We start from the raw sequence: 14,532 nt of genomic DNA, 5'->3' as shown, positions 1-14,532 counted from the left end.
TGAACAAGCCGACGGACCGCCCGATGTAGGCCCGGCACAACCACAAGGATAAGTTACCCGTCATGGATCATCAGGACATTCTCTCCGGCCTCGTTCCCATCGTTATCGAACAATCCAACCGGGGCGAGCGCAGCTTCGACATCTACTCGCGGCTGCTCAGGGAGCGGATCGTCTTCATCACCGGTCCGATCGAGGACCACATGTCCTCGCTGATCACCGCGCAGCTGCTGTTCCTCGAGTCGGAGAACCCGAAAAAGGACATCTTCATGTACATCAACTCGCCGGGCGGCGTGGTGACGGCTGGCCTCGCGATCCACGACACCATGCAGTACATCCGCCCGCGGGTCGGCACCGTGTGCATCGGCCAGGCGGCGTCCATGGGCAGCTTCCTGCTGGCGGCCGGCGAGCCGGGCATGCGGGTCGCGCTGACCAACAGCCGGATCATGGTCCACCAGCCTTCGGGCGGCGCGCAGGGCATGGCGTCGGACATCGAGATCCAGGCCCGCGAGATCCTGCGCATGCGCACGCGCCTCAACTCGCTTTACGCCAAGTTCACCGGCCAGGACATCGAGGAGATCGAGAAGGCGATGGACCGCGACAAGTTCATGGAAGCCGACGAAGCCAAGACGTTCGGCCTGATCGACGAGGTATTCGAGAAGCGGCCGGATGCCGCCGAAGGCGAGGGCGGGGCCGGCGCCAACAACGGTTCTCCGGCCTAAGGCAGGGCCGGCCGCCGCTCCGCCGGCTCTTGTCGCCCGCCGGCCTTCGCTCCATATTCCACACATATTCTTCGGGTCCGGCAACGCGTTAGAAACCCCGAGAGTTTGATAATGGAAGAAAGCGGGGTAGCATCACCCCGCTAGGGCCGCCTCCGGGTGTCACGAACAAGGACGAACATGACCAAGCTTTCCGGCGGCGACAGCAAGAGCACGCTTTACTGCTCCTTCTGCGGCAAGTCGCAGCATGAGGTCAGGAAGCTGATCGCCGGGCCGACCGTGTTCATCTGCGATGAGTGCGTGGAGCTGTGCAACGACATCATCCGCGAGGAAAGCAAGTCGGCGCTGGTCAAGACCCGCGACGGCGTGCCGACGCCGGCGGAAATCTGCAAGGTTTTGGACGATTATGTGATCGGCCAGAGCCGGGCCAAGCGCGTGCTGTCGGTGGCGGTGCACAACCACTACAAGCGATTGAACCACGGCGCCAAAACCGGCGCGGAGGTGGAGCTCGCCAAGTCCAACATCCTGCTGATCGGCCCGACCGGCTGCGGCAAGACGCTGCTCGCGCAGACGCTGGCGCGCATCCTGGACGTGCCCTTCACCATGGCCGACGCGACCACGCTGACCGAGGCCGGTTATGTCGGCGAGGATGTCGAGAACATCATCCTCAAGCTGCTGCAGGCCTCCGACTACAATGTCGAAAAGGCGCAGCGCGGCATCGTCTACATCGACGAGATCGACAAGATCAGCCGCAAGTCGGACAATCCCTCGATCACCCGCGATGTGTCGGGCGAGGGTGTGCAGCAGGCATTGCTGAAGCTGATGGAAGGCACCACCGCCTCCGTGCCTCCGCAGGGCGGGCGCAAGCATCCGCAGCAGGAGTTCCTGCAGGTCGACACGACCAACATCCTGTTCATCTGCGGCGGTGCCTTTGCGGGCCTCGACAAGATCATCGGCGACCGGCTGCAGGGCAAGTCGATCGGTTTCGGCGCGCATGTCGCGGCGCCCGAGGAGCGGCGCACGGGCGAGGTGCTCAAGAGCTGCGAGCCCGAGGACCTGCTCAAGTTCGGCCTCATTCCCGAGTTCATCGGCCGCCTGCCGGTGATCGCGACGCTCGAGGACCTGGACGAGGAAGCGCTGGTCAAGATCCTGATCGAGCCCAAGAACGCGCTGGTGAAGCAATACCAGAAGCTGTTCGACATGGAGGACGTCGAGCTCGGCTTCTCCGACGACGCCCTCCACGCGGTCGCCCGCAAGGCGATCGACCGCAAGACGGGTGCCCGTGGGCTGCGCTCGATCCTGGAGGGCATCCTGCTCGACACCATGTTCGACCTGCCGAGCATGGACGGGGTCGACGAGGTCCATGTCGACAAGGAGGTCGTCGCCGGCACTAAGGAGCCGGTGCGGGTATATGCCGAAAAAGCCAAGCAGGGCGACGCCGCGTAGCGTCGCCTCCGCGGCCGTTCCTTGAAGAGTAGCTTGTTAAATCAGCCAGGACCGGCCCCTCGCCGAAGGCAGGGGCCGCGCGTCAGCGCTGCCGGAGGGGAAGGACGTCACCGGTGGTAGATCGGTGACGTTGATCGACACACCTCCGGTGGTCGTCCGGCGGCAGCGTCAGCTCTTCGCGCTACAACGCCGACGCTGTCGCGCCGGCGTTGTAGCGCTCGCTTAGCGCTTGCTGAATTGGAAGCTGCGGCGGGCCTTGGCGCGGCCGTACTTCTTGCGCTCGACCACCCGCGGATCGCGCGTCAGGAAGCCCGCGCGCTTCACCGCCGTGCGCAAGGCCGGCTCGTAACGCGTAAGCGCCTGCGCGATGCCGTGCAGCACGGCACCGGCCTGACCGGACAGTCCGCCGCCCTTGACGGTGCAAATCACGTCATATTGGCCATCGCGCTCGGTCATGCCGAACGGCTGATTGATGACCAGCCGCAGCGTCGGCCGGGCGAAGTAGACCTGCTGGTCGCGGCCGTTGACCTCGATCTTGCCCGAGCCGGGCTTGAGCCAGACCCGCGCCACTGCATCCTTGCGGCGACCGGTCGCGTAGGCGCGGCCGAATTTGTCGAGCTGCTGTTCGCGTAGCGGAGCCTCGGGCTGCGTCAGAACGGGGCCGGCATCGGCCTGCGACTCTTCGGCGGGAGCCTCGGCCGGAGTTGGTGCGGGCGCCGGCTCGGCAGCGGTCTGGCTGGTCAGTTCGCCGAGATCGGACAGAGACTTCTTGTCGGCCATGTTATGCGCCCACCTTGTTCTTGCGGTTCATCGACGCGACGTCGAGTGGTTCGGGAGCCTGACCGGCGTGCGGGTGCTCGGTGCCATTATAAAGGTGCAGCGCACGCATCTGGTCGCGGCCGAGCGGCCCGCGCGGGATCATGCGCTCCACTGCCTTCTCGAGCACGCGCTCCGGGAAGCGGCCGTCCAGCACCTTGTCAGCGCGGACTTCCTTAAGGCCGCCTGGATAGCCGGTGTGCTTGTAGTACAGCTTCTGCTGCAGCTTGCGGCCGGTGAAGCGCACCTTGTCGGCGTTGATCACCACTACATGGTCCCCGCAGTCGACATGCGGGGTGAAGATCGGCTTGTGCTTGCCGCGCAGGATATTGGCGATGATCGTCGCCACCCGGCCGACCACCAGCCCGTCGGCATCAATCAGATGCCACTTCTTCTCGACCTCCGCCGGCTTGGCCGACTTGGTGGTCTTCATCAGCGCCTTCATGGGGCTTGGGACCTCTTGCTAAACGAAAGAGCGCCGCCCCCATACCCAGCGAAGTTGCACTTCGATGGAGACAACGCGGGCAGCGCCTGTGGCCGCGCTTTTGCCGGTGAGTGCAGGAAAGTCAAGGGAAAGCGGCACTTTGCCGACGGGTACTATGTTACCTCGTACTCTCCTCGACCCATTGCGCATAGCCCGCCAACAGCTTGTCGATCGGCCATACGGTGATCGCCGGGACCTGGTAGCTGTGCAAGGAGGCGATGCGGGCGATGAGGCCGTCGACTTGGCGCGCGGCAGTCTTGAGGATGGCGGGGACCTCCTCGGCGGTCTCGATCGCGCCCTGCCAGCAGTAGATGCTGCGACAGGGGCCTAAAATGTTGATGCAGGCGGCGAGGCGCTCCTCGACGACGATGCGGCCGATGCGCTCGGCTTCCGCGGCGTTGGCGAAGATGCAGTAGACCGACACGACGGCCATGAAGCGAGACCTAGCCGGCGGCTGCCGCTGCGCGCGGCCGAGCGTCGCGGAGGAGCTGCGACTTATGCGCGGCCATCAGGGTCGTCGCCAGCAGCAGCACGCCCATACCCTGGTGGGCCACCGCAATGGTGATGTCGACGCCGCTCAGCAGAGTCCAGATGCCGAGCAGGATCTGCGTGCCAACAGCCGAGTGAATCAGCGCGGACTCGCGCCGTCCACCGGCCGCCTTCACGCGCCGGGCGAGAACGGCCACGAAGGCGAGTACTACGAACGCCCACCAGCGATGCACGAACTGCACGGTGATCGGATTGTCGACGAAGTTGCGAAGCATCGGTTCGAGCCAGGGCGCGGCGGCCGGGTAGAGCTCGTCGCCCATCAGCGGCCAGCTGTTGAACGCGTAACCCGCATCCAGACCGGCGACGAACGCGCCCAGCATCAGCTGAAGTCCGAGCGCAGAAAGCGTCCAGATGCCGAGCGTCGGCATACGCCTTCGCGTGGCTCCGGGCGAGAGGAGGTCGAGCGCGGTCCAGACGATCACGCCGAAGATGAGCAAGGCCATCAACAGGTGAACGGCCAGCCGCACATGGCTGACGTCCGTACGCTGGGCGAGGCCGCTCACCACCATCCACCAGCCGATCGCACCCTGCAGGCCCCCGAGCACCAGCAGCAGGAGAAGGCGGGGGCCGTAGCCGCGTGGAATCGCGCGCTTCACCGCGAACCACAGCAGCGGCAGCGCGAAGGCCAGGCCGATCACCCGCCCGAGCAGCCGGTGCAGATACTCCCAGAAGAAGATGTTCTTGAACTCAGGCAAACTCATTCCGCGGTTGACCTGTTGGTACTCCTGGGTTTGCTGGTACAGCGCGAAGGCATGCTCCCACTGCGCCTGCGTCAGTGGAGGGATCGCTCCGGTCACCGGCCGCCATTCGGTGATGGACAGCCCGCTTTCCGTCAGCCGGGTGATTCCCCCGACGATTACCATGAGGAAGATCAGCCCGGCGACCAGGAGCAGCCAATGGGCGACGGCGCGGGGGCGGGCGCTCGCCGATTGGGCAAAGGGGGTCAGCGGCAGAACGGTGGTGGTCATCCGGGCGCGATATGGCGCTGTGGCCAAGGAGGCACAAGCGGCCTTTCGGAGCCCCGCAACGACCGATGTGATGTTGTAACTAGAAGCGGGCGCTACTATAACATCGCGCAATGCTGCAGCACACATATTCGACTCACCGGCTCGACCGGTTGGCGATCGGTCTTTCGGGCCTGTGCCTGGTGCATTGCATCGCCACTACCGTTTTGCTGGCGGTGCTGTCGGCGGCGGGCGGGATCCTGGGCGCTCACTGGATCCATGAGGTCGGACTGAGCCTGGCGATGATCCTTGGGACCTTCGCTCTGGGACGCGGCATCGTCGAGCATGGCTTCATGATGCCGAGTGCGGTTGGAGGTCTTGGACTCGGGGTCATGGCGGGCGCGCTGTCTATGCCGCACAACGGGTCGGAGGCAGCCTTAACGGTTGTGGGCGTGCTGATCCTCGCGCTCGGCCACGACCTGAACCGGCGCGGGACGGTAAACCCCTTTTAGCTCTCGCCCTCCACGATCGGAGCTTCCGTGTGGTAGCGCGGCGTCCGGGGCGGCAGCACCAGCGAGAAGGTCAGCAGCAGCGACAGGGCCAGCCCGCTCGGCCAATGCAGGAACACGAGCGCGATCGCCGCCGTGTTGAGCAGCACGAACCACCAATAGCGGCGATTGAGCGCGGCGACATAGTCGGTCTCCAGCCGGCTATCGACTTGGCCGCGTTTCCAGCCCACCGTCCATTTCAGCAGCCACGTCCAGGCGAGCACGGTTGCCGAGATCACCCAGAACACGGCCCCCGCCTCCCGCGCGGCGGCGTCGGCGAGGTGCTCCGCCAGCACTCGGCTCGGAAAGGCGATGAAGCCGATGGCTCCAAGGAAGATCACGGTCGCGACCAGGAACCAGTGTCCGGTGGTCCGATAGATCGCTCCGGAGAAATGGTGATGGACCCAGTAGAGTCCGATCACCGCGCTCGCCAGGAGATAGCCGAGGTAGGACGGCCACAAGTGGATTAGGTCCGCGGCCAGCGTCGCGCCCGGGCGCTCGACCTCCGGCAGGACGATCTCGACCACTGGAAGGGTGAAGGCGATGGCGAACACGCCGTCCGCAAATGCTTCCATCCGGCTGGTGCCCCGGGTCGCGCCTTCGCCCTTGTGGTCGTCGCGGCGGGCGGGGGCATTGGGATCGTCGCGAACTTCATCTCGGGTTTCAGGCATGGACTACCTAACGTTGGGAATAGGTAGTGGTTCGAAACGAACCGGAGCCGCAACGCTTGTTCCGCCTCAAGCGGTGCTCTATCTCATGGGAATGGGCAGCCACCAACATCATCTCCATGCCGGCGAGGACCTCAAGGAGGCCGCCAAGGTCCAGCTCACCGAGGCCGGCGAGCAGTGGACCGGCATGCGCGAAGCGGTGTTCGAAGCGCTGTCCGGTTTCGACCGGCCAGCCAGCGCTTACGATATCGCCGAGGCCGTTTCGGAAGCGCAGGGCCGGAGGGTGGCGGCGAACAGCGTGTACCGGATCCTCGACCTGTTCGTGGCCTCGAACCTGGCGATGCGGGTGGAAAGCGCCAACGCCTACGTGGCGAACGAGCATCCTGGATGCCTGCACGACTGCATCTTCCTGATCTGCGACAGCTGCGGGCACACCACCCACATCGACGACGACCAGGTGACCGGCGGCGTCCGCCAGGCGGCCAGCAGCACGGGCTTCGCGCCCAAGCGCCCGGTGATCGAGGTTCGCGGCACCTGCGGAGATTGCAGCTAGCTCTACCCGAGCGTCGGCCTGGGTTCGACATGGCGGCTCTGTGCGTTTACAGGCATCGTCATGTCCGACCGCCCGCATACGCCGCTGCTCGACACCATCCAGTCGCCTGCCGACATCCGGGCACTGCCGAAGGACCAGCTTTCGCAGCTATGCGATGAGCTTCGCCAGGAGGTGATCTCGGCGGTGTCCGTGACCGGCGGGCACTTGGGCGCGGGGCTGGGGGTGGTCGAGCTGACGGTCGCCATCCACTATGTGTTCGACACTCCGCATGACCGGCTGGTGTGGGACGTCGGCCATCAATGCTACCCCCACAAGATCGTAACGGGCCGGCGCGACCGCATTCGCACCCTGCGCATGGGCGCGGGCCTCAGCGGCTTCACCAAGCGGAGCGAAAGCGAGTACGACCCGTTCGGCGCGGCGCACAGCTCCACCTCCATCAGCGCGGCTCTGGGCTTCGCGGTTGCAAACAAGCTCGCGGGCAATCGCGGCCGGGCGATCGCGGTGATCGGGGACGGCGCGATGACTGCCGGCATGGCCTATGAGGCGATGAACAACGCGCATGCCGCCGGCAACCGGCTGATCGTTGTCCTCAACGACAACGACATGTCGATCGCGCCGCCGGTCGGCAGCCTACGCAACTCGCTGGCGCGGCTGGTGTCGTCGGGCAAGTACCTCACGCCTCGGCGGCTCGCGGCGAAGCTTGCGGCCAAGATGCCGGAGTCGCTCCACCGCGCGGCCGAGCGGCTGGAAGAATATGCCCGCGGGATGGTGACCGGGGGCACCTTGTTCGAGGAGCTCGGCTTCTACTACGTCGGCCCGGTCGACGGCCATGACGTGGTCAGCCTGGTCGAGATCCTGGAGAATGTCCGCGACGCGCCCGAAGGCCCGATGCTGATCCACGCGGTAACGCAGAAGGGGAAGGGCTATGCTCCGGCCGAGAGCAGCGCCGACAAATACCATGGCGTGGTCAAGTTCGACGTTATCTCGGGCAAGCAGGACAAGGGGCCGTCCGGCGGTCCGCCAAGCTACACGCAGGTGTTCGCCGATGCCCTGGCGAATGAAGCCGAGCGCGACGACAAGATCGTCGCCATCACCGCGGCCATGCCCTCCGGCACGGGCCTCGACCGGTTCGAGCAGCGCTTCCCCGAGCGCACCTTCGACGTCGGCATCGCCGAACAGCACGCCGTGACTTTTGCTGCGGGGCTGGCGGCACAAGGCTATCGCCCGTTCTGCGCGATCTACTCGACCTTTCTGCAGCGCGCCTACGACCAGGTGGTCCATGACGTCGCGATCCAGAACCTGCCGGTGCGCTTTGGCATGGACCGGGCGGGGCTGGTGGGTGCGGACGGAGCGACCCATGCCGGGGCGTTCGACCTCGCTTATCTTTGCACCCTGCCGAACTTCGTGGTGATGGCTGCGGCCGACGAGGTCGAGCTGACGCACATGGTCCATACCATGGCGCTCCACGACAGCGGGCCGATCGCCGTCCGCTACCCGCGCGGCAACGGCCTCGGCCTCATCATGCCCGCCGAGCCCGAACGGCTCGAAATCGGCCGCGGGCGGGTGGTCCGCGAAGGCAAGACGGTGGCAATCCTCTCGCTCGGCACCCGGTTGGAGGAAGCGCTCAAGGCGGCGGATCAGCTCGAAGGCATGGGTCTCAGCACCACGGTCGCCGACCTGCGCTTTGCCAAGCCGCTCGATGAAGCACTGATCCGCCGCCTGCTGACCACGCACGAGGTGGCGGTCACGGTGGAAGAAGCCGCGGTCGGCGGCTTCGGCGCCCATGTGCTGACGCTGGCGAGCGACCAAGGCCTTATCGACGCCGGGCTGAAGCTGCGCACCATGCGCCTGCCCGATCGCTTCCAGGACCAGGACAAGCCGGACAAGCAGTATGACGATGCGGGCCTCAACGCCCCGCATATCGTCGACACGGTGCTGAAAGCGCTGCGGCGGAACAGCGTGGGTGTGGAGCTGGAAGAGAGCGCTCGGGCCTGATTGCCATGAAGCAGCGGGTCGACCAGCTGCTTGTCTCCCGTAGCCTCGCCGAAAGTCGCACCCGCGCTCAAGCGCTCATCATGGCCGGCGCGGTGTTCAGCGGCGAGCGGAAGGTCGCCAAAGCCGGCGAACTGCTGGCCGAGGACGCTCCACTGGAAGTGCGCGGCAAGGACCATCCCTGGGTATCGCGCGGCGGGATCAAGCTCGACCATGGCCTTACCCACTTCGGCTTCGACGTGACCGGCGCGATCGCACTGGACGTGGGCAGCTCAACTGGCGGCTTCACCGACGTGCTGCTCACGCGCGGGGCGGCCAAGGTCTATGCGGTGGACGTCGGCACCAACCAGCTCGCCTGGAAGCTGCGGCAGGACCCGCGGGTGGTCGTACACGAACAGACCAACGCCCGCCAGCTGACCCGCGAGCAGGTCCCCGAAGCGGTCGATGTGGTCGTCTGCGATGCGAGCTTCATCAGCCTGGCCAAGGTGCTCGACGCCGCCCTCGGTCTCGCGGAGCCGGGCGGCAAGCTGGTCGCGCTGGTCAAACCGCAGTTCGAAGCGGGACGTGGGGAGGTCGGCAAGGGCGGCGTGGTGCGCGACCCGCAAGTGCATCGCCGCGTGTGCGACGAGGCGGCAGCATGGATCGCATCACGCGGCTGGCGGGTTCTTGGGGTAACGGAAAGCCCGATCACCGGACCCGAGGGCAACGTCGAGTTCCTGGCGGGGGCGATTAAGGAGGACGCTGGTGGCGACGGCAGCTGAAGGAAACCGCCCGCGACGGCGGCGGCGGTGGCTGAAGGTAGCGCTGGTCACGGTGCCCGCGATCGTGCTGGCGGGCTCCTTGTCTGGATACCTGTCGAACAGCGGCTATTCGAACGAATGGTTCGCGGCGCTGCGCAAGCCCGGCATCATGCCGCCGGGCTGGGCCTTTCCTGTCGCCTGGACAACCCTGTACGCGCTGATGGGCGTCGCAGTGGCGCGGGTGATCACGGCGACGCCATCTCGCCCGCGAACGATCGGCCTCGCCCTGTTCGCCGCACAGCTTGCGCTCAACTTCAGCTGGTCGCCCGTGTTCTTCGGCGCGGGCATGATCGATTGGGGCTTCCTGATCATCATGGCAATGAACGTGGCCGTCACGGCGACGATCATCGCCTTCTCCCGCGTTAATGGGGTGGCGGGGCTGCTGCTGCTGCCCTATCTGGCCTGGCTGTGCCTGGCGACGGCTCTCAACTGGGAGATCGGCAGGCTGAACCCGGGCGCCGACCGCGCCCCGCTGGGCATAATGGGAGCTTGAGTCCGATGCAGTCGCAGAACCGCCTGTTCGAAGACTTCGTGAAGATGATGAACGGGGCGGCAGGAACCTTCGCCGGGATGACTCGTGAGGGCCAGGAGTCGATGCGCCAGCGAATGCGCGAGTGGATCGGCGGCATGGATTTCGTGTCCCGCGACGAGTTCGAGGCAGTGAAGGCGATGGCCGCCACCGCGCGCGAGGAAGTGGAAGCCATGCGCAACCGGCTCGCGGCGCTCGAGGCCGCGACAGGCCGCGGGGGAGCGGCGGGGGCGCAAGCTTCCTCGGCCGCCAAGCCCGGCGCCACCAGCGAGATTGAGACGCCCGAGGAGTGAGCAGCCTGGCAAGCGAGGATGAGGGCCAGGACGAACGGGACGATGGCGCCCCGATCGAAGTGCTCGAGGCCTATTTCGAAGCGCGTGGCTGGGCCTGCGAACGCTCGGGCGAGGGGGAGATCGTCGCTTCCGCGCCCGGCAGCTGGGCGCAGTATGAGCTCCGCGGCGTGTGGCGGCCGGAAGACGGCGTGCTGCAGTTCCTGGCTTTTCCGGACATCAAGGTCGGCGCGGACAAGCGGGCTGCCATTTACGAGACGCTGGGGCTGGTCAACGAGCAGCTGTGGCTCGGTCACTTTGAGCTGTGGTCCGGTTCCGGGCTGGTGGTGTTCCGCTACTCCACCTTGCTCGACACGAGCGATGACGAAGGCCTGAGCTTCGAACAAGCCGAAGCGATCGCCGAAGCTGCGCTCGAGGAGTGCGAGCGCTTCTATCCGGTATTCCAGTTCGTGTTGTGGGGCGGGAAATCGCCGGCCGAGGCGATCACGGCGGCCTTGATCGACACTGCGGGCGAGGCCTGACGCGCATGGATGTGGTGAATGTAACCGGCGCCGTGCCGGCGAAGCAGCAGCGAACCGACGCCTTGTGGCTGGTCGGGTGCGGCAACATGGCCGGCGCGATGGTTGAAGGCTGGCGCTCGGCCGCTACCGATCTGTCGGGAGCCGTCGCGATCCGCCCGAGCGGCACTGCGGTCCCGGGTGTGCGTACCGTCCGCACGGTCGCCGAAGCGGGCCCACCTCCCGGCATCGCGCTGCTCGGGTTCAAGCCGCAGAAGCTGTCGGAAGTCGCGCCGGAGCTGGCGGGTGCGATCGGCGGAAGAACGGTCGTTCTGTCCATGCTTGCGGGCGTCGAGGTCGAGACGCTCCGCCAACGCTTCCCCACCGCAGCCGCGGTGGTCCGGGTGATGCCCAACACGCCCGTCGCCATCCGGCGCGGGGTCATCGCGGTGTACGGTGAAGGGCTGGACCAGGCTCAGCGGACGCAGGTAGGCTCGCTGCTCGCCCCGCTCGGCTACGTCGCCTGGTGTGGGAGCGAGGCGGAGCTTGGCACCATCGGCCATGTTGCGGGTTCGGGGCCGGCGTACGTCGCGCGGTTCATCGCCGCGCTTGCGGCGGCCGGTGAGGGGAAGGGGCTCGATCCGGGTCTGGCGCTGACGATCGCCCGGGAGACGGTGCTCGGAACCGGCTGGCTTGCGGCCGCCGTGAGCGACCCGATGGACGAGATCGCCCGGCGGGTCACCAGTCCGAACGGCACCACCCAGGCCGGGCTGGCTGTGCTCGACGCGGAGCTGCCGGGCCTGATCGAGCGCGTGGTCGCGGCTGCGGCACGCCGGTCGGCGGAACTGGCGGCGGACGCGCGTGCCATTGATTCCTCACCCGCCCGCACGTAAGCGGCGGCATCCATAAATGAGGATTTAATGGCCGAGCAGCGCAGCTTCGACGACCGTGACGGTTTCATCTGGTTCGACGGTAAGTTGGTGCCGTGGCGCGAGGCCAACGTCCACATCCTGACCCATGCGATGCATTATGCGTCCAGCGTGTTCGAAGGGCAGCGCGCCTATGGCGGGCGCATCTTCAAGCTGCGCGAGCATAGCAAGCGGCTGCGGCGCAGCGCGGAGCTGCTCGGCTTCGACATACCCTGGTCGACCGAGGAGATCGATGCGGCTTGCGGGGAGGTGCTGGAGGCGAACGGCCTAACCGAAGCCTACCTGCGCCCGGTATCGTGGCGCGGGTCGGAATCGATGGGGGTCAGCCCCAAGGGCACTAAGCCGCATCTCGCCATTGCCGCCTGGAATTGGGGCAAATACTACCCGCCCGAAAAGGCCGCCGCCGGAATCCGCCTGGACATCGCGCCCTGGCGGCGGCCGGCGCCCTACACCGCTCCCGTGCACAGCAAGGCGGCCGGCCTCTACATGATCGCCAGCCTGTCCAAGCAGCAAGCGGACGCACGCGGCTTCGACGATGCACTGATGTTCGACTGGCGCGGGCAGGTGGCCGAGGCGACCGGCGCCAATGCCTTTTTCGTTCGCGACGGCGTGCTGCACACGCCGACCCCCGACTGCTTTCTCGACGGGATCACTCGCCGCACCGTGATCGATCTCGCCCGCAAGCGGGGGATCCCGGTTGAGGAGCGCGCGATCTGGCCGGAGGAGTTGGAGAGCTTCGAGCAGTTCTTCATCACCGGCTCGGCCGCCGAAGTCACTCCGGTCCAGTCCGCAGGACCCTGGCGGTTCGAGGTGGGCGAACTCTCGCGGCAGCTGGCCCGGGATTACGACGACCTGGTGAACGGCCGCCAAGCCTGACCCTTGCTCCCCGCCGGCGGGCGGCTAAGCTCCGGTTCGGGGAGAGGGCATGAGCACAGCGGCGGCGGAGCTGGACGGGCAGGGCGCGATCGATCCCAAGCGTGACCGGCTGGTAATCGTAGCGTCTGCACTCGGCACCGTGTTCGAATGGTACGACTTCTTCCTTTACGGCATCCTGGCGGCGCTGCTGGGCAAGCTGTTCTTTCCGGCGGACAATCCCACTGCCGCGACCCTTGCGAGCTTGGCCGCGTTCGGCGCGGGGTTCGGCGTGCGCCCGCTGGGGGCGCTGCTGTTCGGCTGGTTCGGCGACCGGATCGGTCGCAAATACACCTTTCTCGTCACCATCACGCTGATGGGCGGAGCCACCGCCGCCATCGGCTTCCTCCCGACCTTCGCCACCGCCGGCCTGTGGGCGCCCGCGCTGCTGGTGCTGCTCCGGCTGCTACAGGGTCTGGCGCTCGGCGGCGAATATGGCGGCGCCGCCATCTACGTCGCGGAGCATGCGCCGCCGGACAAGCGCGGGCAGTATACCAGCTGGATCCAGGTCTCGGTGGTCGGCGGCTTTCTGCTGTGCCTGCTGATGGTGCTCGCGACGCGCCGCGCGCTTACCCCCGAGGACTTCGAGACCTGGGGCTGGCGCATCCCGTTCGTCGCCAGCCTGCTGATGTTGGCGATCTCCCTCTACATCCGCCTGAAGCTCAAGGAGAGCCCGGTCTTCCAGGCAATGAAGGAATCGGGGGAGGTCAGCCGCAATCCGTTCCGCGACAGCTTGACGTTCCCCGGCAACGTCAAGCGGGTGCTGGTCGCGCTGTTCGGCGTCGCGGCCGGCCTGACCGTCATCTTCTACACTTCGCAGTTCGGCACCCTCTACTTCCTCCAGGGCACCGCCCGCGTCGGCGAGGAAGAAGCGCTGCTGTACATGGCGGCCGGAGCCCTGCTGGCCGCACCGCTCTATGTGGCGTTCGGAGCGTTGTCCGACCGGATCGGGCGCAAGCAGCTGCTGCTGGCGGGTTACGCTCTGACGCTGGTGCTGCTGTTCCCGCTGTTCAGGATGATGGCCGACGGCGCGAACCCGGCTCTCGAGCGGGCGCGAGCGACGTCGCCCGTCACGCTGGAGCTGCCGGCCGATTGCGACTTCGACGTGTTCCGGCCGCGCCAGGACCAGCCTTGCGCCCAGGCGCTCAACTATCTGTCCAAGCGAGGCGTCAGCTACCGCAAGGCGGATGCGGAGCAGGTCGTACTCACCGTCGGACAACAGCGTGTCGCCGGCTTCGATCAGGCCGCCTACACCGCCGCGCTTGAGACGGCCGGTTACCCCGACAAGGCGGACCCGGCGCAGAAGCGACCATGGAAGATCATATTGGCGGTGGCCATCATGGTAGCGCTGTCGGCCATGACCTTCGGCCAAGTGGCCGCCATCCTGGTCGAGCTGTTCCCCGCGCGGATCCGCTATACCTCCATGTCGCTGCCCTACCATATCGGCACCGGCTACTTCGGCGGCTTCCTGCCCTTCATCTCGCAACTGATCGTGGTCCGCACCGGCGATGCCTACGCCGGTCTGTGGTACACGATTGGGGTCGTCGCCATGGCGTTGGTGGTAAGTGCGATCTGGCTGCCCGAGACCTACCGCAAGCCGCTCGACTAGCCTCTTCCCCCGCCGCCCGCGCACGCTATAAGCCGCGCGGGCTGGTGGGGCGTCGCCAAGTGGTAAGGCACCGGTTTTTGGTACCGGCATTCGCAGGTTCGAATCCTGCCGCCCCAGCCAAGCTCAGATCGAGCGGGCAACCAGCTCCTTCATGATTTCGCTGGTGCCGCCGTAGATGCGGGTGACCCGCGCGTCGCGCCACAGCCGGGCGATCGGATATTCGTTCATGTAGCCAGCGCCGCCGTGGAGC

18 protein-coding genes and 1 tRNA gene are annotated in these 14,532 nt (G+C 66.5%); 13 read left to right on the top strand and 6 right to left on the bottom strand.

Translation table 11 applies throughout. The features are described from left to right. Nucleotides 1-62 precede the first annotated feature (62 nt). Together clpP and clpX are read left to right on the top strand one after the other, a co-directional pair. Nucleotides 63-719 (top strand): ATP-dependent Clp endopeptidase proteolytic subunit ClpP, encoded by a 657-nt coding sequence (clpP, locus tag QZX62_RS10755; RefSeq protein ID WP_294174354.1) that lies wholly within the window; start codon nt 63-65, stop codon nt 717-719. 177 nt (nt 720-896) lie between these two features. Then, entirely contained in the window at nt 897-2,162 is a 1,266-nt protein-coding gene (clpX, locus tag QZX62_RS10750) for an ATP-dependent Clp protease ATP-binding subunit ClpX (protein WP_294174352.1), read from the top strand. Nucleotides 2,163-2,384: 222 nt separating this feature from the next. Here clpX and rpsI read toward each other — a convergent pair whose 3' ends face one another. The 4 genes from rpsI to QZX62_RS10730 all read right to left on the bottom strand — a co-directional run bounded on the left by rpsI (nt 2,385) and on the right by QZX62_RS10730 (nt 4,979). Then, nucleotides 2,385-2,942, bottom strand: coding sequence for a 30S ribosomal protein S9 (gene rpsI, locus QZX62_RS10745; protein WP_294174351.1), 558 nt, complete (start codon nt 2,940-2,942; stop codon nt 2,385-2,387). Nucleotide 2,943: 1 nt separating this feature from the next. Beyond that, on the bottom strand, nt 2,944-3,423 hold the full coding sequence (rplM, locus tag QZX62_RS10740) for a 50S ribosomal protein L13 (protein WP_294171056.1): 480 nt from the start codon (nt 3,421-3,423) through the stop codon (nt 2,944-2,946). 157 nt (nt 3,424-3,580) lie between these two features. Beyond that, a complete protein-coding gene (cutA, locus tag QZX62_RS10735) occupies nt 3,581-3,895 on the bottom strand; it encodes a divalent-cation tolerance protein CutA (protein WP_294174349.1) in 315 nt (104 codons plus the stop codon). Nucleotides 3,896-3,905: 10 nt separating this feature from the next. Further along, nucleotides 3,906-4,979 (bottom strand): COX15/CtaA family protein, encoded by a 1,074-nt coding sequence (locus QZX62_RS10730; RefSeq protein WP_294174348.1) that lies wholly within the window; start codon nt 4,977-4,979, stop codon nt 3,906-3,908. A 110-nt stretch (nt 4,980-5,089) separates the two neighbouring features. Between QZX62_RS10730 and QZX62_RS10725 the strand changes: the two genes are divergently transcribed. Continuing rightward, nucleotides 5,090-5,467 carry a MerC domain-containing protein gene (locus QZX62_RS10725; protein ID WP_294174347.1) on the top strand — a complete coding sequence of 126 codons (378 nt, stop codon included), beginning with the start codon at nt 5,090-5,092 and terminating at the stop codon, nt 5,465-5,467. Here the strand turns inward: QZX62_RS10725 and QZX62_RS10720 are convergent. Continuing rightward, entirely contained in the window at nt 5,464-6,174 is a 711-nt protein-coding gene (locus QZX62_RS10720; RefSeq protein WP_294174346.1) for a TMEM175 family protein, read from the bottom strand. The two genes, QZX62_RS10725 and QZX62_RS10720, sit on opposite strands and share 4 nt — an antisense overlap. Nucleotides 6,175-6,265: 91 nt before the next feature. On the opposite strand from QZX62_RS10720, the gene QZX62_RS10715 reads away from it, so the two are divergent. The 10 genes from QZX62_RS10715 (at nt 6,266) to QZX62_RS10670 (ending at nt 14,402) form a co-directional block, all read left to right on the top strand. After that, nucleotides 6,266-6,724, top strand: a complete 459-nt coding sequence (locus QZX62_RS10715; RefSeq protein WP_294174345.1) for a transcriptional repressor — start codon at nt 6,266-6,268, stop codon at nt 6,722-6,724. Between the two features lie 60 nt (nt 6,725-6,784). Further along, a complete protein-coding gene (gene dxs / locus QZX62_RS10710) occupies nt 6,785-8,719 on the top strand; it encodes a 1-deoxy-D-xylulose-5-phosphate synthase (RefSeq protein ID WP_294174344.1) in 1,935 nt (644 codons plus the stop codon). Nucleotides 8,720-8,724: 5 nt separating this feature from the next. Then, nucleotides 8,725-9,477: a TlyA family RNA methyltransferase gene (locus QZX62_RS10705; protein ID WP_294174343.1), complete on the top strand. Its 753-nt coding sequence runs from the start codon at nt 8,725-8,727 to the stop codon at nt 9,475-9,477. Continuing rightward, on the top strand, nt 9,458-10,009 hold the full coding sequence (locus QZX62_RS10700) for a TspO/MBR family protein (protein ID WP_294174447.1): 552 nt from the start codon (nt 9,458-9,460) through the stop codon (nt 10,007-10,009). The genes QZX62_RS10705 and QZX62_RS10700 overlap by 20 nt, the downstream gene beginning before the upstream one ends. Before the next feature lie 5 nt (nt 10,010-10,014). After that, nucleotides 10,015-10,338, top strand: a complete 324-nt coding sequence (locus QZX62_RS10695) for an accessory factor UbiK family protein (RefSeq protein ID WP_294174342.1) — start codon at nt 10,015-10,017, stop codon at nt 10,336-10,338. Nucleotides 10,339-10,343: 5 nt separating this feature from the next. Next, the gene (locus QZX62_RS10690; RefSeq protein ID WP_294174446.1) at nt 10,344-10,856 is read left to right on the top strand and encodes a YbjN domain-containing protein; all 513 of its coding nucleotides are present in this window, start codon (nt 10,344-10,346) and stop codon (nt 10,854-10,856) included. 5 nt (nt 10,857-10,861) lie between these two features. After that, nucleotides 10,862-11,725, top strand: coding sequence for a pyrroline-5-carboxylate reductase dimerization domain-containing protein (locus QZX62_RS10685; protein WP_294174341.1), 864 nt, complete (start codon nt 10,862-10,864; stop codon nt 11,723-11,725). A gap of 27 nt (nt 11,726-11,752) precedes the next feature. Further along, nucleotides 11,753-12,637 carry a branched-chain amino acid aminotransferase gene (locus QZX62_RS10680; RefSeq protein ID WP_294174339.1) on the top strand — a complete coding sequence of 295 codons (885 nt, stop codon included), beginning with the start codon at nt 11,753-11,755 and terminating at the stop codon, nt 12,635-12,637. A 49-nt stretch (nt 12,638-12,686) separates the two neighbouring features. Next, nucleotides 12,687-14,282 (top strand): MFS transporter, encoded by a 1,596-nt coding sequence (locus QZX62_RS10675; RefSeq protein ID WP_294174337.1) that lies wholly within the window; start codon nt 12,687-12,689, stop codon nt 14,280-14,282. 45 nt (nt 14,283-14,327) lie between these two features. Further along, nucleotides 14,328-14,402, top strand: a tRNA-Gln gene (locus tag QZX62_RS10670). Between the two features lie 3 nt (nt 14,403-14,405). On the opposite strand, the gene QZX62_RS10665 is transcribed toward QZX62_RS10670, so the two are convergent. Then, on the bottom strand, nt 14,406-14,532 hold a 127-nt coding region (locus tag QZX62_RS10665; protein ID WP_294174444.1), incomplete at its 5' end, for an acyl-CoA dehydrogenase family protein.

The organism is uncultured Sphingomonas sp., assembly GCF_902806265.1.
In the GTDB taxonomy this organism is placed as follows: Bacteria; Pseudomonadota; Alphaproteobacteria; order Sphingomonadales; family Sphingomonadaceae; genus Sphingomicrobium.
This window is presented reverse-complemented; position numbering and strand designations above follow the sequence as displayed.